Below are 20,404 nucleotides of genomic sequence, written 5' to 3'. Positions count from 1 at the left end.
CTATGGAACCCGGAAACGCCCAGCTGTCGATGACCGTTCTGATGACTCCGGACATGGCCAATTTTTCCGGCAATGTCCACGGCGGCACCCTGCTCAAGTACCTCGACGAAGTCGCCTATGCCTGCGCCAGCCGCTATGCCGGTCGCTATGTGGTCACCCTCTCGGTCGATCAGGTGGTGTTCCGTGAGCCGGTGCATGTCGGCGAACTGGTGACCTTCCTGGCCTCGGTCAACTACACCGGCAATACCTCGATGGAGGTCGGCATCAAGGTGGTGACCGAGAACATCCGCGAGCGCTCGGTGCGCCACAGCAACAGTTGCTTCTTCACCATGGTGGCGGTGGACGATGATCGCAAGCCGGTGGCCGTACCGCCGCGCCAGCCGCAGACCAGCGAAGAAAAACGACGCTTCCTGCAGGGCAAGCAGCGCCGTCTGATCCGGCAGGAGCTGGAGAAGCGCTATCAGGAACTGAAGGTCGATCCCGATTCGATCTGAGCCGCCAGGCGCCGGGCCTCGAAGCGCAGCCGTGGATGCACGATGCGGTCCTGGGCCCGCACCACTTCCAGCTCGTAGCTGCCGCAGGCCTGGGTTTCCAGCAGCACTTCGTGAACCGCCGCGGCGGTGAATTCGAACGCCGCGACCCAGTTGTCGCCGAGCAGCAGCCGGGCGAGGAACAATCCGGCGGTCAGGTCACCGACACCGACCGGCTGACGCGGGAAGGCCAACAATGGGCGCTGAAGGTGCCAGCTTCCCTCTGCGGTCACCAGCAGCATCTCGAACTCGTCCGGGTGCTTACCCGGATAGGAGAGGTGTTTGACCAGCACCGCCTTTGGCCCCAACGCCATCAGCGCCCGGGCCATGTCCACGCAGTCCTCCAGCGATTCGGCGCGACGCCCGGAGAAGCTGTCCAGTTCGAGCTGGTTCGGACACAGGATGTCAGCGGCGGCGACCGCTTCCCGGAGCAGAAAGTCACTGACCTCGGCCGGAACGATGCAGCCCTTCTCTGGATGCCCCATCACCGGATCACACAGGTACAGCGCACGCGGGTTGGCTTCCTTGATCCGCGCCACCGCGCTGAGGATCGCCCGGCCCTGGGCCGCACTGCCCAGGTAGCCGGATAACACTGCGTCGCAGTTGCCAAGCTCACCGATATTGCTAATCCCTTCCACCAGCGCAGGAATTTGCGCCGGAGCAAGCACTTCGCCAGCCCACTGGCCATACTGAGTGTGATTGGAGAACTGTACGGTGTTGAGCGGCCAGACATTGACCCCGACCCGCTGCATCGGGAACACCGCGGCGCTATTGCCGGCGTGGCCAAACACAACGTGAGACTGGATGGCGAGCAGGTGCGGTGTACGTTTCATGCGGGACGTCCAAACCAATGAATGACAAACAAGGCGCGCAGTATGGCGCCAAATGCCACCTGTACGACAGGCCGTGGTGGCAGTTAAGCTGGCACACCTCTGTGGAGCATGTGTAGATGGTTACCCTCGAAAATATCCTGGTGCTCATGTTGCTGGCCACGGCGGGCGCCTGGCTGTGGCACAACCATGGATTGCGGGAAAAGGCCCTGGAGCGGGTCAAGCAGCATTGCGCCAAGCTCGACCTCGAACTGCTCGACGGCAACGTCGCGCTGAAGAAGATCGCCTTCGTCCGTGATGCCAACGGGCGCAAGCGTCTGGCGCGCATCTACAACTTCGAATTCACCGTGACCGGCGAGCAGCGTCATCCGGGGACGGTTACCCAGTTCGGCGCCCACAGCGTGCAGATCGAGCTGGCGCCCTACCCGTTCGAAATCAGGCCGCCCGTGCACGGCGACAATGTCATCGAGATGAAGCAGTGGCGCCAGGAGCACAATCGCTGGCGTCAGTGATCCAACACTACGCGACAGGCCAGCATCTCCCGTTCCAGCGCTGCAGGGTCCTTTGCCTGGTCGAAGATGAGCTCGATCCGCGAGTCTCGCCGCCAGGCACTGTCCTGCCATTGCAGTGCCTGACCCTCGACGGCGTTGGCTGAACACCAGCCGCCTGGGCTGTGGATAACCATCTTGGCCCGCCGCCACGTCAACCCTTCAAGAAATATCCCCAACCGCTCTGGATCAAGGCGTTGCTGTGGATGAAAGCGCCAGCCGATGCTCCACCCTTCTGGCAGCTGTTGATAACTGCACAATGGCCGCGCGGTGTCTGTCCACAGTGGAACGATCGGTGGCGGCCCTTGTGGAATTGGCTTATCCACAGGCTGGTTATCCACTGCCCCAGAGGGCAGATCGCTCAACGCAATCTGCCCGTGATCCGTCCACAGCAAGGGTGTCGAGGGCAGTCGTGAAGTTATCCACAGCCGCTGTGCTTTATCCAGCTCGCGCGCCTTGTTCAGCACCAGCAAACCGGCACTCCCCAAGGCTTGTTGCTGGGCATCCGGCAACGGCACGCCCGCAGCCAGCGCTGGCGCATCGAGCACCAGCACGGCCGGATGCACCGCCAGCACGCCTTGCCAGGGCGGCAAACGCAGTTGCGCCAATAACTGTGCGGGGTGACCGAGGCCAGAGGGTTCGATGAACAGGCGATCCGGCCGCGCCTTGCGCAGCAACCGGCCCAGACCAACCTGGAACGGCGCGCCATTTACGCAGCACAGGCAACCGCCAGCGACTTCACCCATGCTCACGCCGGTGTCGTCGGTGCTGAGCAATGCCGCATCCAGACCAATCTGCCCGAATTCGTTGATCAGCACGGCCCAGCGCTCGCTGGCCGGGCGCTGGCTCAGCAGATGGCGAATCAGGCTGGTCTTGCCGGCTCCAAGCGGGCCGGCGATAAGATGGGTCGGAATGTTCTTCAGCATGGAGCGCCGCTTCACCGGGAAATGTCAGCCCTATGCTCCGGGCTCAGGCGAGCCAGTCAAGCGTCAGGATCAAACGGCGCTCGCCATGGGCCAACGCCGGAGAGCGATGAACCAACCCGGCGCCTTCATTGCCCTGCCACTTCTCACCCTTGAGCAATGCCACGTCGCCGCACGCCAGTTGCCGAATATCCGCCGCATTCACCTCTTCCTGCCCCAGCCGCCGCCGATCCACAGCGCCTTCCCCGAGCCACTCGCTGGCCGGGCCCGCGTAGGTGGTGATCAAGCGCACGGGCACATGGTCGACATGAAAACGCGGACACATCGCCCGTTCCAGTACCCGCAGGCGCACGCCCACGCTTCTGGCATCGAGCAGGCAGGCGTAGGCACCGATCAGCCAGCGGATGTCGGCGATGAAACCGTCGTAGCCGGCGAGGTCGCCGCAGGCGCTGACCAGATGATCGAAGGCTGGAACCTGCCCGTCTGTGTCCAGGTTCAGGGTGAAGGCTTCGGCCAGGGGCTCGTTCAGCGACAGCACCAGGCGGGCGAAGTCTTCGACATGGGCGGGCAGGCGCCGCTGCCACACCGCCAGATTGACGCCTTCATACAACGCCTCGGTCAATACCCGGGGCGTCTCTCCAAACACCTGGCGCACCGGCACCTGTGCTTCGGCCACCCGCATCAGGCCACCTCCTCGTCATGCCAGGCACCGAACGGGTCCGGCAAATGACGCCAGTTGGCAGCACCCAAGGCCATTTCCCGATCATCGAGCAGGCAGGCATCGAGTTCGGCATGCAGGCGCGGCACATCGAGATGCTGGCCGATGAACACCAACTCCTGGCGGCAGTCGCCACACTCTGGGTTCCATTGCTGGAGGATCGCCGCAGTGCTCTGCGGGTCTTGCGGCCATTGGGCTTTCGGCACGAAACGCCACCAGCGCCCGGCAAACCCGTGACGCATCATGCCACCGGCCTGGGACCAGCTCCCGGCTTCCTGATATTTGCTGGCGAGCCAGAAGAAGCCCTTGGAGCGCAGGAGGCGTCCATTAGCCCAGGGCTTGTGGATAAAGTCGAAGAAGCGCTGCGGATGGAGCGGACGACGAGCCTGCCAGACACTGGCGGCAATACCGTATTCCTCGGTTTCCGGAACGTGCTCGCCACGCAGTTCCTGCAGCCAGCCCGGTGCGCTGGCGGCGCGGTCGAAGTCGAACAGGCCGGTGTCGAGGATCTCGTTCAGGTCTATCTGCCCCATCACCATCGGCACGATGCGCGCGTGGGCGTTGAGACGGCGCAGGATCGCGGTGAGTTCTTCCCGCTCGTGGCTGCTGATCAGATCGATCTTGCTCAGCAGAATCACATCAGCGAACTCCACCTGGTCGATCAGCAGGTCACTGATGGAACGCTCGTCGTCCTCGCCAAGGGTCTCACCGCGAGAAGCGAGGCTGTCGGCGGCCTGGTAGTCGCGCAGGAAATTCAGGCCATCGACCACGGTGACCATGGTGTCCAGCCGTGCCATCTCCGCCAGGCTGCGGCCTTCGTCGTCGCGGAATGTGAAAGTTTCCGCCACCGGCAGCGGTTCGGCGATACCGGTGGATTCGATCAGCAAATAATCGAAACGCCCCTCGGCAGCCAGGCGGCCGACTTCTTCCAGCAGATCTTCGCGCAGGGTGCAGCAGATGCAGCCGTTGCTCATCTCGACGAGCTTTTCCTCGGTGCGGTTGAGGCTGACGTTGCGCTGCACCTCCGTGGCATCGATGTTGATCACGCTCATATCGTTGACGATCACCGCAACCCGCAGGTTGTCGCGGTTGCGCAGCACATGGTTGAGCACAGTGCTCTTGCCGGCACCCAGAAAGCCGGACAGCACGGTTACGGGAAGACGATCGGTCATGGCGCGGTTTCCTCATCAGGGCGGCAAGTGCATTCGAGCGATGCATTCGAACAATGTTACATTATAACAATGCTATTCTAGCAACCACTTGTCCACACCCACCGAGAGAGCGCTCATGAAATTCCGCCACTGCCTGTTGTGGATAACCCTGTCGTGCTGCGTCGGGTCGGCCTTGGCCATGCCGCGCGGGGATCTGGCGAACTGCACCCGCAGTACCAACCTGCTGGCGTGCCAGGATCGCTCAGGCAGTTACTACGGCGTACACACGCGCGGCTCGACCACATACCTCAACGGTTACGACAAACCGAGCGATCGCCGCTGGTCTCAGACCAACAGCCGCTATGGCCAACTGACCTTCTATACCGGGCTGGCCAACGATGGTGAGGTGTGGGTGGGCTATAGCCGTCGAGTGGGATGGACCACGCTCAATCGGGTCTCCAGCTCCAGTGGTCAGCGCTTCAGCCTGCGCTGCAATCGGTTGAGCGGTTGCCAGTAGGCAGGAGAAAAGTGCTGGCAATAGCATTGTTATAATGTAACTTATTGCACATCCCTTGCCCGATGGTTCGCAACATGACCGCCCTGACACTCCCCGACATCGCCGCACAAGCCAGCCAGCAATTCCTGCCTCTGGACTGGGTTGGCATGTGTGGTATCGCCCTTCCGCTACGCCTGGCTGACCAGCCCCTCGTTGCCAAAGCCGATGCAGGCGTCGACCTGAACGATGGCAGTTCCCGCGGGATTCATATGTCGCGGCTCTACCTGGCACTGGCAGCGTTCGAGAACGAGTCACTGACCTTGCCGTTGATCCATCGAGTGCTCAAAGGGTTTCTCGACAGTCATGAGGGGCTTTCCACCTGCGCCTACCTCAGCCTGCGGTTCGAGCTTTTGCTCAACCGTCCTGCACTGGTCAGTGCTGCCTCAGGGTTCAAGAGCTATCCGATCACCCTCGATGCCCGCCTTCGTGGTGAAGTGTTCCACGTGGAACTAAACGCCGAGGTCGTCTATTCCTCAACCTGTCCATGCTCCGCCGCACTGGCGAGGCAGCTCATTCAACAGCAGTTTTTGACAGACTTCGGCAATCGCGACCTTAGCCACGAGGATGTGCTGAGCTGGCTGGGCAGCGCTCAGGGAATTGTCGCCACACCGCATAGCCAGCGCAGCACCGCCAGGCTGCGGACCCGTTTGAACCCGAGTTGTGTGGAGCTGCCAATCGAGGAGTTGATCGATCAAGCGGAACAGGCCTTGGGCACCGCAGTGCAGACCGCAGTGAAACGCGCCGACGAACAGGCCTTTGCCTTGGCCAACGGCCAGAACCTGATGTTCTGCGAGGATGCCGCCCGCCGCCTGATCCAGGCGCTAAAGCGTCTGCACGCGGTGGCGGGTTTCGAAGTGCGCGTGGAACACGCCGAGAGCCTGCACGCTCACGACGCAGTAGCGCAGAGCCAGTGGAACTGGTAACTCCGCGCCAATTACCGCCGGGATTCAGCTACGCGGCTTGATGGTGCCGCAATCGGTCCCAAGCCACTGGGCACGCGTATTCATGCTGCCCTGTTGCTGAACTCCGGTTGCATTGAAAGTGCCCTGCACCGTGGTAACGAACTCCTTGTCGCTGAGGAAAGTCGCCTGTCCGGTACCTTGGGCTTTCGGGCAACTGAACTGGAATTTCCAGACATTGCCGCTGCGCTCGGTGATCTTCTGCGTGCAGCCCGATTGCGGATCCTGCAGCGGAATGTCATCGGTCTTCACCTGCTCTGGCGTCAGGCAGGAGCGGACGCCCTTTCCAGCCAGAGTCACCCCCTGTTTGGCCAGCACGCCTTCCATCATCGCCCGTTGCTCAGGCGGCAGGTTCTTCAATTGCCCGAGCATGAACTCCATATCGGGCAGGGGTTTGCCATCGACCTGCATATTGCTGGTGGTCAGTTCCCACAGCCCCGGTTGCAACATCTGCGCGTGAACAAGGGGGCTCGACAGGCCAACCAGCAACGCCAACACCGACATGCGAACGTTCATCTAATGACTCCTGAAATCTCCGGCCCAGTGCCGGACTACGGGTTAGACGTCAAAGTGCCCACCGGGTTGCAAGACCGGTAGGGAACATGGTCTGTTAGGGAGACTGATTGCGGACGGCGGGATGCACATGGATTTCCACAGCCTTCAGTTTTTCGGCTACCTCATCGGCACGCTCCACCTGCTGGGCGTGATTGCTGCCCTGCACGCGGTGTTCACCGTGCGCACCGCCCAAGGAGCGATCGCCTGGGCGATGTCCCTGTTGTTCATTCCTTACCTGACCCTGATTCCCTACCTGATCTTCGGCAGCCGGACATTCGAGGCCTATATCCAGGCCCGCCGCCAGGCCAACCAGGAAATGCACGTCGCCATGGCCGACCTGAACTGGCGCCCGTGGGTCGAAGAAGCACTGACCGCCAGCAACTCCCCTGCCTATGCCGGTCTGCGCGCCCTGCCCAAGCTCGGGCGCATGCCTTGCCTGGCCAACAACACCCTGAAACTGTTGATCGATGGCCAGGCCACCTTCAAGGCGGTCTTCAATGCCATCGAACAGGCCCGCGATACCGTGCTGGTGCAATTCTTCATCATTCATGACGATGACCTCGGGCGGCAGCTCCAGACGCTGCTGCTGAAGAAGGCCGCTGAAGGCGTGAAAATCTATGTGCTCTACGATAGTGTCGGCAGCCACGCCCTGCCCGCACGCTACAGCCAGGCCCTGCGCGAAGGCGGCGTGCAGATCCGCGCCTTCGCCACGCGCCGCGGCTGGTTCAACCGCTTCCAGGTCAACTTCCGCAATCACCGCAAGATCGTGGTGGTCGATGGTGTGCACGGCTTCGTTGGCGGGCATAACGTCGGCGACGAATACCTCGGCGCCAATCCACGGCTATCGCCATGGCGCGACACCCACGTACAGGTGACCGGGCCGGTCCTGGCCTGTTTGCAGGAATCTTTTGCAGAGGACTGGTTCTGGGCCGCGCGCAAACTGCCGCCGCTGATTCTGCCGGACACTTATCCCGACAACGGCGTCCTTTGCCAGGTGCTGGCGACCGGGCCTGCCGATCCGAGAGAAACCTGCTCCCTGTTCTTCCTCGACGCCATTCATGCCGCACAGGAGCGTGTGTGGATAACCAGCCCTTACTTCATCCCCGATGAAGCGATTTTCGCGGCATTGCGCCTGGCAGTGCTGCGCGGGGTCGACGTCCGCATCCTGATCCCTTCACGCCCCGACCACCGCATCGTCTACGCCGCCTCCAGCCTGTTTGCCTTCGAGGCCGTTCGCGCAGGCGTGCGAATGTTCCGTTATCAGCCAGGCTTCCTGCACCAGAAAGTGGTGCTGGTAGACAACGATGTCACGGCAATCGGTAGCGCCAACCTGGACAACCGCTCATTCCGCCTGAATTTCGAAATCATGCTGGTGACCGTCGACACCGGCTTCGCCACCAGCGTGGAACGCATGCTGCAGGAAGATTTCGGCAACGCTCGGGAAATCACCCCGGAAGACAGTCGCGACACGCACCGCCTGCAACAGCTCGGCATGCGTATCGCCCGTCTGATTTCCCCGATTCTGTAGCCCGCTCAGCGATACAGGTCTTCGCGGGTCAGCGGCAGATCATGACTGCCATCGGCTCTCGGCTTGACCGCAAGAATCTGATGCAGGTTGATCCAGCCTCGGCTGAACGCGTAGGAGCAGCCCGCCAGGTACAGCCGCCAGATGCGCAGGGCTTTTTCCGGGACCATGGCCGCCGCCTGATCCAGTCGCGACTCCAGATTGTCACTCCAGATCTTCAAGGTTCGCGCGTAATGCAGACGCAGGCTCTCCACATCCACCACTTCCAGTCCGGCCTCGCTGATGACACCACTGATCATCGCCATGTGCGGCAACTCCCCGTGGGGAAACACATAGCGCTCGATGAAATTGCCGGCGCCCCGCCCTACCGGACGGCCGTCCAGATGCCTGGCGGTGATCCCATGGTTCATTACCAGTCCACCTTCGCGAACCGCGCCGTACAGGCGCTGGCAGTACAGGGCAAGGTTGGCGTGGCCGACATGCTCGAACATGCCGACGCTGACCACTTTGTCGAAGCGACCATCCTGAGGCAGGTCGCGGTAGTCGAGAATCTGCAGGTCGACCTGTTGTTCCAGACCTTCGGCCTTGACCCGCTCACGGCCCAGCTTGAGCTGCTCCTTGCTCAACGTGATGCCCATGACCCTCGCACCGAACTCACGGGCAGCGAAACGCGCCAGGCCGCCCCAGCCACAACCGACATCGAGCAGATAGTCGCCCGGCTGCAGGCGCAGCTTGCGGCACAGGTGTTCGAACTTGTTCTGCTGGGCCTGGTCGAGGCTGTCGCTCGGGGTCTTGAAGTAGGCACAGGAATACGCCATGTCACGGTCCAGCCATAGCTGGTAGAAGGCGTTGGACAGGTCGTAGTGATAGGAAATCGCAGCCGCGTCAGTGGCCTTGTCATGCTCGCTGCGTACCGGGAGGTCTTCCTCTTCATCCTTGAGCAGCGCTTCGCTGAGTTCGTCGCAGACTCGGATGACTTCACCGATGGTGCCTTCCAGTTCCAGCTTGCCCTCCACGAACGCCGCACCCAGTTCATCCAGGCCCGGATGAGTGAGCTGGTTCATCAGCGTCGGATCCTTGACCAGAATGGTCACTTGTGGCTGAGGGCCGAGATCGAACTCGTTGCCGTCCCAGAGCCGCAGGCGAAGTGGAAGATGCAGGCTTTGCAAAGCTGGTGGAAGTTGCACGAGCATGAAGTGAACCCTCCCATTTCTTCATCGGATGCCACGGGAGAAGGGTAGTTCATAAGCAGGATATTTCAGGCTATCGAGACCATAGTCCAAGGCTATCCGCCGATCTCGGTTTTGTGCGAGAGCAACCGATAAATTGTATACAATTCGCCATCCGACCGATTAATCTTTGCGCCACTTTCGATTCTTCATCCGGGAGCACAACAATGAAAAGCTACGACGTCATCATCATCGGCGGCGGCCCTGGCGGCTACAACGCCGCGATCCGTGCCGGTCAACTGGGCATGAGTGTCGCCTGCATCGAAGGCCGCTCGACCCTTGGCGGCACCTGCCTGAACGTTGGCTGCATGCCTTCCAAGGCGCTGCTGCATGCGTCGGAGCTCTTCGAGGCCGCCAGCAATGGCGAGCTTGCCCATCTCGGCATCGAGGTCAAGCCAAGCCTCAACCTGGCGCAGATGATGAAGCAGAAGGAAGAGAGCGTGACCGGCCTGACCAAGGGCATCGAGTTTCTCTTTCGCAAGAACAAGGTGGACTGGATCAGGGGCTGGGGCCGTCTGGACGGCGTCGGCAAGGTGAAGGTCACCGACGATCAGGGCAACGTCAGCGAATACGGCGCCAAGGACATCGTCATCGCCACCGGTTCCGAGCCCACTCCCCTGCCCGGCGTGACCATCGACAACCAGCGCATCATCGACTCCACCGGCGCGCTGTCGCTACCCCAGGTGCCCAAGCACCTGGTGGTCATCGGTGCCGGCGTCATCGGTCTGGAGCTGGGCTCGGTCTGGCGTCGCCTGGGCAGTGAAGTCACAGTGATCGAATACCTCGACCGCATCTGCCCCGGCATCGACGAAGAAACCGCCAAGACCCTGCAACGCTCGCTGGCCAAGCAAGGCATGGCCTTCAAGCTGGGCAGCAAGGTCACCCAGGCCACGCCTTCCGCCGACGGCGTCAGCCTGACCCTGGAACCCGCCGCCGGCGGCGAAGCCCAGACGCTTCAGGCCGACTACGTACTGGTCGCCATCGGCCGTCGCCCGTACACCGAAGGCCTGGGGCTGGACAGCGTCGGGTTGCAGACCGACAAGCGCGGCATGCTCGAGAACCAGGGCCACCGCACCAGCGTACCGGGCGTCTGGGTCATCGGCGATGTCACTTCCGGACCGATGCTCGCGCACAAGGCCGAAGACGAAGCCATCGCCTGTATCGAACGCATCCACGGTAAACCGCACGAAGTGAACTATGGCCTGATCCCCGGCGTTATCTACACCAAGCCGGAGCTGGCCACCGTCGGCAAGACCGAGGAGCAGCTCAAGGCCGAAGGGCGTGCCTACAAGGTCGGAAAATTCCCGTTCATGGCCAACAGCCGGGCCAAGATCAACCATGAGACGGAAGGATTCGCCAAAGTCATTGCCGACGCCGAGACCGACCAGGTCCTGGGCGTACACCTGGTCGGCCCGAGTGTCAGCGAGATGATTGGGGAATACTGCGTGGCCATGGAGTTCGCCGCGTCGGCGGAGGACATCGCACTGATCTGCCACCCGCACCCGACCCGCTCGGAAGCGCTGCGTCAGGCCGCGATGAATGTCGACGGAATGGCCATGCAGATCTGAGCCTGTGCGGCCTCACCGCTGGCGCGCCAGCGATGAGGCCAGTCCGGATGACGCTGGAATCAAGTCCTGAAGCGCGATACCAACCCTCGGAATTCCTGCGACAGCTTGTTCAACTGCCGCGAATCCTCCTGCGCCGATCCAGCCAGTTGTTCGATCAACTGCGCATCCGCCTGGATCTGCACGATGTGCTGGTTGATATCTTCAGCCACCTGATGCTGCTCTTCTGCCGCGGTGGCGATCTGGTTGCTCTGGTCGCGAATCGCATCCACCGATGCCTTGATGTCCTCGAAGCTGTCCCGCGCCTCGCGAATGCTGCTCACGCTCTGCTGCGACATATCCAGGCTGCTGTGCATCTGTTGGGTGACGTCCTGGGCACGACGCGCCAGGCCGCCGAGCAGACCATCGATTTCACCGGTTGAATCGGCGGTACGCTTGGCCAGAGCGCGGACTTCATCCGCCACCACCGCAAAACCACGCCCCTGCTCGCCTGCCCGCGCCGCTTCGATGGCAGCGTTCAGCGCCAGCAGGTTGGTCTGCTCTGCGATGGAACGGATGGTGCCGAGGATGGTGTTGATGTCCTGGCTTTCCTTTTCCAGCTCCTGCATGGCCTCGGTGGACTGCAGCAGGTTCTCGCTCAGGCGGGTGACGCTGTTGGTCGCCTGCTCGATCTGCTGCTGGCCGGCGCTGACCTGACGCTGGCCTGCATCGGCAGACGATGCCGCCTCACTGCAGGATTTGGCCACTTCGTTGGCCGTGGCGACCATTTCGTTGAAGGCCGTCGATACCAACTCCACCGCCTGACGCTGGCGCCCGGTGGCATCGCCCATGTCCGAGGCCACGCGGCTATTGGTTTCCGATGCGCTCTGCAAGTCGGCCGAAGCGTGGCCAATGCGCTGCACCAGTGCGCGGATCCGCTCCACGAACTGGTTGAACCACCCCGCCAGCGCAGCGGTTTCATCGCTGCCCTTCACTTGCAGCGAACGGGTCAGATCGCCCTCACCCTGGGCGATGTCCTCCAGGCTGCCGGCCACGCCTTTGATCGGGTTGACGATCACATTGGCGAACGCTGCGCCCAGTACCGCGAACAGACCGGCGAGCACCAGGGCAATGGCCGTGATGGTCCAGGTCAGGCTGGTGACACCGGCCATGACTTCGCTCTTCTCGATCAGGCCGACAAAGCGCCAGCCCAGGGTCGGCGAGGTCCAGACGTTGGCCATGTAGCGCTTGCCGCCCAGTTCCACTTCGATCAGGCCCTTGCTGGCGCTGGCGATCAACCCGTAGTCGCCACCCAGGTCCTTGAGCTGCTTGAAGGCGTGGGATGGATTGCTGGGGTCCACCAGCACCGCACCGGTGTCTTCCACCAGCATCAGGTAGCCACTCTCGCCGAGCTTGGTCTTGCCGATGAACCCGGCCAATTGCTCAAGCGACACATCCGTCCCCATCACACCGACTACCTCGCCGGACGGGCCGTGTATCGTGCGTACAGTACAAATCAGCGGTTCGTTGCCCCACAGGTAAGCGCTGGTACGAGAGACCTTGCCTGGATTGGCGACCCCCAGCTGATACCACGGGCGTTTGCGCGGATCGTAGTTCTTCAGGTCCGGCTCGTCGGGCCAGGCCACATAGCTGCCGTCGTTACGGGCCATCGAGACGAACGCGGTGGTGGGATGAGCCTTGGCGTAGCGGGTGAAATGCTCCAGCAACAGGCGACTGCCCTCCGGCAATGGCGTACTTGGGGCATCGGCGCCGGTGTAGTTCTTCAGATCCCTGGCATTGACCACCAGCGGATCGTCCGCCCACTGGGCGACGTTCTGCGCAATGGCATCGAGGAAGACATTGACCGTGTTGTCGATCTGCCGGATCTCACGGCTGGACGTATCGACGAAACCGCTCCTGGCCTGTTCGTTAAGGTTGTAAACCACCAGGCAGGCGATAAGCGCCACCGGGATCACGGCGATTACGCCGAATGCACACGTCAGCTTTGTTTTTATATTCATTCGCAGGCTTCCGATACGACGTGCCATGAGTACGTTGCTCATGGGGCTTGGGGATTGCCTCTCGTCCGGCGGCGTTGGGGCGAAACCGCTCTGCTGGACGATTCAGCAAGGCGCAGAATGGCAATTTGATGTTGCCGGCGCAAGGGTTCTCGCGACCTCAACGAAGGGGAATCGGGAGAAGCGTTTGGGGAGGGAATTTACTGGAGCGGAAAAGAACACGGGAGCGTCTGGAAGACGCTCCCGTGCCTGTTTTAACGCGGGATGAGGCTCACTCGACCGTTACCGATTTCGCCAGATTACGCGGCTGATCGACATCAGTCCCCTTGAGCACCGCAACGTAGTACGACAGCAGTTGCAGTGGGATGGTGTAGAGGATCGGTGCCAGCGCATCGGCGATGTGCGGCATGGCAATGACGTGGGTGCCTTCGCCATTGCTCATCCCGGCCTGTTCATCGGCGAAGACCACCAGTTGGCCGCCGCGAGCACGGACTTCCTGCAGGTTGGATTTGAGCTTCTCCAGCAGTTCGTTGTTCGGCGCAACGGTGACCACTGGCATGTCGTTATCCACAAGCGCCAGCGGGCCGTGCTTCAGCTCGCCTGCCGGGTAGGCTTCGGCGTGGATATAGGAAATTTCCTTGAGCTTGAGTGCACCTTCCATCGCCACCGGGAACTGCGCGCCACGGCCAAGGAACAGGGTGTGGTGCTTGTCAGCGAACAGCTCGGAGATTTTCTCGACCGTAGCGTCCATCGCCAGGGCTTCGCCCAGGCGAACCGGCAGACGGCGCAGCTGTTCGACCAGTTCGGCCTCGACACCGGCAGCCAGGGTACCGCGCACCTGACCCAACGACAGGGTCAGCAGCATCAGCGATACCAACTGAGTGGTGAAGGCTTTGGTCGAGGCCACGCCGATTTCCGGGCCGGCCATGGTCAGCAGGGTCAGGTCGGACTCGCGTACCAGCGAGCTGATACCGACGTTGCAGATCGCCAGGCTGGCCAGGAAGCCCAGTTCCTTGGCGTTACGCAGGGCGGCCAGGGTATCGGCGGTTTCGCCCGACTGGGAAATGGAGACGAACAGGGTGTCCGGCTGCACCACTACCTTGCGGTAGCGGAATTCGCTGGCAACTTCGACCTGGCAAGGGATACCGGCCAGCTCTTCCAGCCAGTAACGGGCGACCATGCCGGCATGGTAGCTGGTGCCGCAGGCGACGATCTGGACATTGCGTACCTTGGCGAACAGTTCGGCGGCTTTCGGCCCGAACGCCTGGACCAGCACATGATCGCTACCCAGACGACCTTCCAGGGTGCGCTGCACCACGGATGGCTGCTCGTGGATTTCCTTGAGCATGAAGTGACGGTACTCGCCCTTGTCCGCCGCTTCGGCGCCTTCGTGGTACTGCACGGTCTCGCGCTGCACCGGCTTGCCGCTCTGGTCCCAGATGCTGACCTGGTCGCGGCGGATCTCGGCGATGTCGCCCTCTTCCAGGTACATGAAGCGGTCTGTGACCTGACGCAGCGCCAGTTGGTCGGACGCCAGGAAGTTCTCGCCGTGGCCCAGGCCGATTACCAGCGGGCTGCCGCTGCGGGCAGCGATCAGGCGATCGGGTTGCTTGGCGCTGATCACGGCCAGGCCGTAGGCACCGTGCAACTGCTTGACCACGGCCTTGAGCGCGTCGGCCAGATCCGGGGTGGTTTTCAGGGTGTGGTGCAGCAGGTGCACGATCACTTCGGTGTCGGTTTCAGAGCTGAAAACGTAGCCCAGCGACTTCAGGTTCTCGCGCAGGACTTCGTGGTTCTCGATGATGCCGTTGTGCACCACGGCCAGTTCGTTGCCGGAGAAATGCGGGTGCGCGTTGTGCTCGGTCGGGGCGCCATGGGTGGCCCAACGGGTGTGGGCAATGCCCAGTTGGCCGGCCAGCGGATCAGCGACAACGGCGGCCTGCAATTCACTGACCTTGCCGATGCGACGGCGGCGTTCGAGAGCCCCCTGTTGGGTCAGAACGGCCAGACCGGCGCTGTCGTAGCCGCGGTATTCAAGACGTTTCAGACCTTCGATCAGAATGGCGGTGATATTGCGCTCGGCGACAGCGCCAACAATTCCACACATGACTCAATTCTCCTGGCTGATAGCGGCACAAATCACGTTTATGCCGCGGGCTTCAATCTGTTCACGTGCCTCAAGGGGCAGGCGATCATCGGTAATAAGAGTGTTTACGCTGCTCCACGGCAGCTCCAGGTTGGGGATCTTGCGCCCGACCTTGTCCGACTCGACCATCACGATCACTTCCCGGGCCACCTCGGCCATGACCCGGCTCAGGCCCAGCAGTTCGTTGAAGGTGGTGGTACCACGAACCAGATCGATGCCATCGGCACCGATGAAGAGCTGGTCGAAATCGTATGAACGTAGCACTTGCTCGGCCACCTGGCCCTGGAACGACTCCGAATGCGGGTCCCAGGTGCCACCGGTCATCAACAGGACCGGTTCGTGCTCCAGCTCGCTCAGCGCCCGGGCGACGTTGAGGGAGTTGGTCATCACCACCAGGCCAGGCTGCTGGCCCAGTTCGGGAATCATTGCGGCGGTGGTGCTGCCGCTGTCGATGATGATCCGCGCATGCTCGCGAATCCGCGCCACGGCGGCGCGGGCAATGGCTTTCTTATAGAGGGAAACAGGCTGGGTCTGCTCGGCGATCAGCTCTTGCGGCATGGTCACCGCCCCACCATAACGGCGCAGCAGCAGGCCGTTGGCTTCGAGGGCTGCCAGATCCTTGCGAATCGTGACCTCGGAGGTTTCGAAACGCCGGGCCAACTCGTCCACGCTGACCTCTCCCTGCTCGTTGAGCAAGGCAAGGATGTTATGCCGTCGCTGAGGTGTGTTTCGTTTCGACATTTCGCTATTAAGTTTCGATTCGAAAGATAGTGACGCCAATCAAAACTCAATGTCGAAGCGCGGTCAAGTCCGGTACTGAAAAAAGTGATGTGGATAACACTATCCACACCGTGGGGTTATCCACACGCAAAGCAACCAATAAAAAAGGCCGACTTATGCACAATGCAGGTCGGCCTTTTCTTCAGCTGTGAATATCTCAGCCCTTCTTGATTTTCTTCGGGCGTTTCCAGCCATCGATGTTGCGTTGGCGGGCCCGCGCTACGGCGAGTTGGCCAGCCTCGACGTTCTGGTTGATGGTCGAACCGGCAGCCGTGGTCGCACCGGCGCAGATATCCACAGGGGCTACCAGCGAGTTGTTCGAGCCGATGAACACGTCTTCGCCCAGCACGGTCTTGAACTTGTTGGCACCGTCATAGTTGCAGGTGATGGTGCCAGCACCGATGTTGGTGCGTGCGCCGATTTCGGCGTCACCCAGATAGGTCAGATGACCGGCCTTCGCGCCTTCACCCAGGTGGGCGTTTTTCAGCTCGACGAAGTTACCCACATGGGCGCGGGCTTCCAGCACGCTACCCGGACGCAGGCGAGCGAACGGACCGGCATCGCTGCCCTCGCCCAGCACCGCACCGTCGATATGGCTGTTGGCCTTGATGATCACGCCCTTGCGCAAGGTGCTGTTGCGAATCACGCAGTTCGGGCCGATCTGGACATCGTCCTCGATCACCACACGGCCTTCGAGAATCACGTTGATATCGATCAGCACGTCACGACCCACAGTGACTTCACCGCGTACGTCGAAACGCGCCGGGTCGCGCAGGGTCACACCTTGGGCCATCAGACGGCGGGCTTCGCGGAACTGGTAGTGACGCTCCAGTTCAGCCAGTTGGCGGCGGTCGTTGGCGCCTTGCACTTCCATCGGGTCCAGCGGCTGCTCGGTGGCGACCACCAGGCCATCGGCGACCGCCATGGCGATCACGTCGGTGAGGTAGTACTCGCCCTGGGCGTTGTTGTTGGACAAGCGCCCCAGCCACTCGGCCAGGCGCGCACCTGGCACGGCGAGAATGCCGGTATTGCCTTCAGGAATCGCTTTCTGAGCGTCTGTCGCATCCTTGTGCTCGACGATCGCAGCCACCCGGCCGGCATCGTCACGCACGATGCGGCCGTAACCGGTCGGGTCGTCGAGCGTGACGGTAAGCAGGCCAAGCTGCTGCGCGTCGACCTTGGCCAGCAGGCGCTGGAGGGTCTCGACTTCGATCAGCGGTACATCGCCATAGAGGATCAGCACGGTTTCGGCGGTCAGCGCCGGAAGCGCCTGTGCGACGGCATGGCCGGTACCGAGTTGTTTGTCCTGGAGAACGAAATTCAGGTCATCAGCGGCAAGGCGCTCACGCACCAGCTCCGCACCATGGCCAATCACCACGTGAATACCCTGTGGTTCGAGTTGGCGAGCGCTGTGGATAACATGACCGAGCATGGAGTCGCCGGCGACCGGGTGCAGTACCTTGGGCAGCGCCGAACGCATGCGAGTGCCTTGGCCTGCAGCAAGAATAACGATATCGAGAGACATTGACTGGCTACCAATCCTGGGTGGTCAGCGATGTGACCGGGAGAATAATGCAGAAAAAGAAAAAGGGTAGCCGAGGCTACCCTTTAACTCAATTGCGGCGGAAGTGATCGGCGAAGCCGGATTACTTCTTGCGCATTTGCTGGACGGTACGCAGCTGGGCTGCGGCCTCGGCCAGACGTGCGGCGGCGGCACTGTAATCGAAGTCCGCGCCTTTGGCATTCAGCGCATTCTCGGCAGCCTTGAGAGCTTCCTGAGCCTGTGCTTCATCCAGGTCAGCAGCACGTTGCACGGTATCGGCAAGAACCTTGACCATGTTCGGCTGGACCTCAAGGAAACCGCCAGAGATGTAGTACACCTCTTGAGCGCCGCCTTGCTTGGTCAGCGTGATCGGACCCGGCTTGAGATTGGTAATCAGCGGCGCGTGGCCTGGAGCGATACCAAGATCACCCAGGTTGCCGTGCGCAACTACCATCTCGACCAGACCGGAGAAGATCTCTCCTTCCGCGCTGACGATATCGCAATGGACTGTCATAGCCATTTGCTTGCCTCGACCTGATTAGCGCCCCTTTCGGGGCGCCGGGATTACAGTTTCTTGGCTTTCTCGATCGCTTCGTCGATGCTGCCGACCATGTAGAACGCTTGTTCTGGCAGGTGGTCGTAGTCACCTTTGAGGATGCCGCTGAAGCCAGCGATGGTGTCTTTCAGGGAAACGTATTTGCCTGGAGAACCGGTGAAGACTTCTGCCACGAAGAACGGCTGGGACAGGAAGCGCTGGATCTTACGAGCACGGGCAACCAGTTGCTTGTCGGTCTCGGACAGCTCGTCCATACCCAGGATCGCGATGATGTCCTTCAGCTCTTTGTAGCGCTGCAGAACATACTGAACGCCGCGAGCGGTCTCGTAGTGCTCGGTACCGATCACCAGAGGGTCCAGCTGACGGGAAGTCGAGTCCAGTGGGTCAACCGCCGGGTAGATACCCAGGGAAGCGATGTCACGGGACAGTACGACGGTGGCGTCCAAGTGGGCGAAGGTGGTCGCTGGCGACGGGTCGGTCAGGTCGTCCGCAGGTACGTATACGGCCTGGATCGAGGTGATCGAGCCTTCCTTGGTCGAAGTGATACGCTCTTGCAGAACGCCCATCTCTTCAGCCAGGGTCGGCTGGTAACCTACTGCCGAAGGCATACGGCCCAGCAGTGCGGATACTTCGGTACCGGCCAGGGTGTAACGGTAGATGTTGTCGACGAACAGCAGAACGTCGTTACCTTCGTCACGGAACTTCTCGGCCATGGTCAGGCCGGTCAGCGCTACGCGCAGACGGTTTCCTGGTGGCTCGTTCATTTGGCCGTAAACCAGGGCAACCTTGTCCAGTACGTTGGAATCCTTCATCTCGTGGTAGAAGTCGTTACCCTCACGAGTACGCTCACCCACACCGGCGAACACGGAGTAACCGCTGTGCTCGATGGCGATGTTACGGATCAGTTCCATCATGTTTACGGTCTTGCCTACACCGGCACCACCGAACAGACCGACTTTACCGCCCTTGGCGAACGGGCAAACCAGGTCGATAACCTTGATGCCGGTTTCCAGCAGGTCGTTGCCGCCTGCCTGGTCAGCGAAGGAAGGTGCCTGGCGGTGGATACCCCAGCGCTCTTCTTCACCGATCGGGCCAGCTTCGTCGATCGGGTTGCCCAGAACGTCCATGATACGGCCCAGGGTCGCTTTACCGACCGGTACCGAGATAGGAGCCTTGGTGTCGACAACGTCCAGACCGCGCTTCAAGCCTTCGGTCGAACCCATCGCAATGGTACGAACCACGCCGTCGCCCAGCTGCTGCTGAACTTCCAGAGTGGTTTCCGCGCCTTGTACTTTCAGCGCGCTATAGACATTCGGAACGACGTCACGTGGAAACTCCACGTCGATGACGGCGCCGATGATTTGAACGATACGTCCGCTACTCATAGCTGGATCCTCTGAATATTTGAACCGTTAAACCGCGGCAGCGCCGCCGACGATTTCCGAGATCTCTTGGGTGATCGCAGCCTGACGCGCCTTGTTGTAGATCAGCTGCAATTCGCTGATCAGATCACCGGCGTTGTCGGTGGCGTTTTTCATTGCGATCATCCGGGCAGCTTGTTCAGCCGCGTTGTTCTCGACCACCGCCTGGTAAACCTGCGACTCCACGTAACGCACCATCAGGCCGTCCAGCAGCTCTTTGGCGTCAGGTTCGTAGAGGTAGTCCCAGTGGTGCTTGAGTTCTTGATCCGGGGTTGCCACCAACGGTACCAACTGCTCGACCGTCGGCGTTTGCGTCATGGTATTGATGAACTTGTTCGATACCACGGACAGGCGGTCGATACGACCGTCCAGGTAAGCGTCCAGCATGACCTTGACGGAACCGATCAGATCATTGATCGATGGCTCTTCGCCCAGGTGGCTGATCGCTGCAACGACGTTGCCGCCGAAGCTGCGGAAGAACGCCGCACCCTTGCTGCCGATCACGCACAGGTCGATCTCGACGCCTTGCTCGCGGTTTACCGCCATGTCCTTGACCAGGGCCTTGAACAGGTTGGTGTTCAAGCCACCGCACAGACCACGGTCACTGCTCACCACGATATAACCGGCGCGCTTTACAGGGCGCTCGATCATGAACGGGTGGCGGTATTCCGGGTTGGCGTTGGCCAGATGACCAATCACCTGGCGGATGCGCTCCGCGTAGGGACGGCTAGCAGACATGCGCATTTGAGCCTTGCGCATCTTGCTGACCGCCACTTTTTCCATGGCGCTGGTAATTTTTTGCGTGCTTTTGATGCTCGCAATCTTACTGCGAATCTCTTTTGCGCCTGCCATGTAACACCTATCAGGTTAGC

General features: G+C 61.3%; 19 protein-coding genes and 1 pseudogene. 6 read left to right on the top strand and 14 right to left on the bottom strand.

Annotation, left to right across the window (positions count from 1 at the left end):
- The first annotated feature begins 2 nt into the window (after nt 1–2).
- Nucleotides 3–494 (top strand): acyl-CoA thioesterase, encoded by a 492-nt coding sequence (locus AC05QJ_RS01165; RefSeq protein ID WP_476745183.1) that lies wholly within the window; start codon nt 3–5, stop codon nt 492–494.
- Here AC05QJ_RS01165 and pdxY read toward each other — a convergent pair.
- Nucleotides 461–1,363, bottom strand: coding sequence for a pyridoxal kinase PdxY (gene pdxY / locus AC05QJ_RS01160; RefSeq protein ID WP_476745182.1), 903 nt, complete (start codon nt 1,361–1,363; stop codon nt 461–463). The genes AC05QJ_RS01165 and pdxY overlap by 34 nt on opposite strands.
- A 116-nt stretch (nt 1,364–1,479) precedes the next feature.
- Between pdxY and AC05QJ_RS01155 the strand changes: the two genes are divergently transcribed.
- A complete protein-coding gene (locus AC05QJ_RS01155; protein WP_476745181.1) occupies nt 1,480–1,872 on the top strand; it encodes a DUF3301 domain-containing protein in 393 nt (130 codons plus the stop codon).
- Here AC05QJ_RS01155 and AC05QJ_RS01150 read toward each other — a convergent pair.
- From AC05QJ_RS01150 to zigA, 3 genes are read right to left on the bottom strand one after another with little or no spacing between them, the layout of a single operon-like run.
- Nucleotides 1,866–2,834, bottom strand: a complete 969-nt coding sequence (locus AC05QJ_RS01150) for a CobW family GTP-binding protein (protein WP_476745180.1) — start codon at nt 2,832–2,834, stop codon at nt 1,866–1,868. The two genes, AC05QJ_RS01155 and AC05QJ_RS01150, sit on opposite strands and share 7 nt — an antisense overlap.
- Nucleotides 2,835–2,877: 43 nt before the next feature.
- Entirely contained in the window at nt 2,878–3,513 is a 636-nt protein-coding gene (locus tag AC05QJ_RS01145; RefSeq protein ID WP_476745179.1) for a DUF1826 domain-containing protein, read from the bottom strand.
- The gene (gene zigA, locus AC05QJ_RS01140) at nt 3,513–4,721 is read right to left on the bottom strand and encodes a zinc metallochaperone GTPase ZigA (RefSeq protein WP_476745178.1); all 1,209 of its coding nucleotides are present in this window, start codon (nt 4,719–4,721) and stop codon (nt 3,513–3,515) included. The genes AC05QJ_RS01145 and zigA overlap by 1 nt, the downstream gene beginning before the upstream one ends.
- Nucleotides 4,722–4,836: 115 nt before the next feature.
- Here zigA and AC05QJ_RS01135 point away from each other — a divergent pair, with 115 nt between their 5' ends.
- Entirely contained in the window at nt 4,837–5,217 is a 381-nt protein-coding gene (locus AC05QJ_RS01135) for a glutamine synthetase (RefSeq protein WP_476745177.1), read from the top strand.
- 74 nt (nt 5,218–5,291) lie between these two features.
- Nucleotides 5,292–6,179: a GTP cyclohydrolase FolE2 gene (folE2, locus tag AC05QJ_RS01130; RefSeq protein WP_476745176.1), complete on the top strand. Its 888-nt coding sequence runs from the start codon at nt 5,292–5,294 to the stop codon at nt 6,177–6,179.
- A 24-nt stretch (nt 6,180–6,203) separates the two neighbouring features.
- On the opposite strand, the gene AC05QJ_RS01125 is transcribed toward folE2, so the two are convergent.
- A complete protein-coding gene (locus AC05QJ_RS01125) occupies nt 6,204–6,731 on the bottom strand; it encodes a DUF3617 domain-containing protein (RefSeq protein WP_476745175.1) in 528 nt (175 codons plus the stop codon).
- Between the two features lie 127 nt (nt 6,732–6,858).
- Here AC05QJ_RS01125 and cls point away from each other — a divergent pair, with 127 nt between their 5' ends.
- Nucleotides 6,859–8,298, top strand: a complete 1,440-nt coding sequence (gene cls, locus AC05QJ_RS01120) for a cardiolipin synthase (RefSeq protein WP_476745174.1) — start codon at nt 6,859–6,861, stop codon at nt 8,296–8,298.
- A gap of 5 nt (nt 8,299–8,303) precedes the next feature.
- Here the strand turns inward: cls and cfaB are convergent, their stop codons facing one another.
- A complete protein-coding gene (cfaB, locus tag AC05QJ_RS01115) occupies nt 8,304–9,488 on the bottom strand; it encodes a C17 cyclopropane fatty acid synthase CfaB (RefSeq protein ID WP_476745173.1) in 1,185 nt (394 codons plus the stop codon).
- Nucleotides 9,489–9,691: 203 nt separating this feature from the next.
- Here cfaB and lpdA point away from each other — a divergent pair, with 203 nt between their 5' ends.
- Complete coding sequence (gene lpdA / locus AC05QJ_RS01110; protein WP_476745172.1) at nt 9,692–11,092, top strand: dihydrolipoyl dehydrogenase; 1,401 nt, start codon at nt 9,692–9,694, stop codon at nt 11,090–11,092.
- Nucleotides 11,093–11,151: 59 nt separating this feature from the next.
- Here lpdA and AC05QJ_RS01105 read toward each other — a convergent pair whose 3' ends face one another.
- The 8 genes and pseudogenes from AC05QJ_RS01105 to atpG form a co-directional block, all read right to left on the bottom strand.
- Entirely contained in the window at nt 11,152–11,919 is a 768-nt protein-coding gene (locus tag AC05QJ_RS01105) for a methyl-accepting chemotaxis protein (RefSeq protein WP_476747844.1), read from the bottom strand.
- Between the two features lie 87 nt (nt 11,920–12,006).
- Nucleotides 12,007–13,089 (bottom strand): annotated as a pseudogene (locus AC05QJ_RS01100) (cache domain-containing protein); the annotation flags it as partial.
- A gap of 268 nt (nt 13,090–13,357) precedes the next feature.
- Complete coding sequence (glmS, locus tag AC05QJ_RS01095) at nt 13,358–15,193, bottom strand: glutamine--fructose-6-phosphate transaminase (isomerizing) (protein WP_476745171.1); 1,836 nt, start codon at nt 15,191–15,193, stop codon at nt 13,358–13,360.
- 3 nt (nt 15,194–15,196) lie between these two features.
- Nucleotides 15,197–15,973 carry a DeoR/GlpR family DNA-binding transcription regulator gene (locus AC05QJ_RS01090; RefSeq protein WP_476745170.1) on the bottom strand — a complete coding sequence of 259 codons (777 nt, stop codon included), beginning with the start codon at nt 15,971–15,973 and terminating at the stop codon, nt 15,197–15,199.
- 196 nt (nt 15,974–16,169) lie between these two features.
- Complete coding sequence (gene glmU / locus AC05QJ_RS01085; protein WP_476745169.1) at nt 16,170–17,537, bottom strand: bifunctional UDP-N-acetylglucosamine diphosphorylase/glucosamine-1-phosphate N-acetyltransferase GlmU; 1,368 nt, start codon at nt 17,535–17,537, stop codon at nt 16,170–16,172.
- A gap of 121 nt (nt 17,538–17,658) precedes the next feature.
- Nucleotides 17,659–18,075 carry a F0F1 ATP synthase subunit epsilon gene (locus AC05QJ_RS01080; protein WP_476745168.1) on the bottom strand — a complete coding sequence of 139 codons (417 nt, stop codon included), beginning with the start codon at nt 18,073–18,075 and terminating at the stop codon, nt 17,659–17,661.
- A 44-nt stretch (nt 18,076–18,119) separates the two neighbouring features.
- Nucleotides 18,120–19,496 carry a F0F1 ATP synthase subunit beta gene (atpD, locus tag AC05QJ_RS01075; protein WP_476745167.1) on the bottom strand — a complete coding sequence of 459 codons (1,377 nt, stop codon included), beginning with the start codon at nt 19,494–19,496 and terminating at the stop codon, nt 18,120–18,122.
- 27 nt (nt 19,497–19,523) lie between these two features.
- Complete coding sequence (atpG, locus tag AC05QJ_RS01070) at nt 19,524–20,384, bottom strand: F0F1 ATP synthase subunit gamma (RefSeq protein ID WP_009402522.1); 861 nt, start codon at nt 20,382–20,384, stop codon at nt 19,524–19,526.
- Nucleotides 20,385–20,404 lie beyond the last annotated feature (20 nt).

The sequence above is a fragment of the Pseudomonas sp. TUM25319 genome (assembly GCF_056388475.1).
This window is presented reverse-complemented; position numbering and strand designations above follow the sequence as displayed.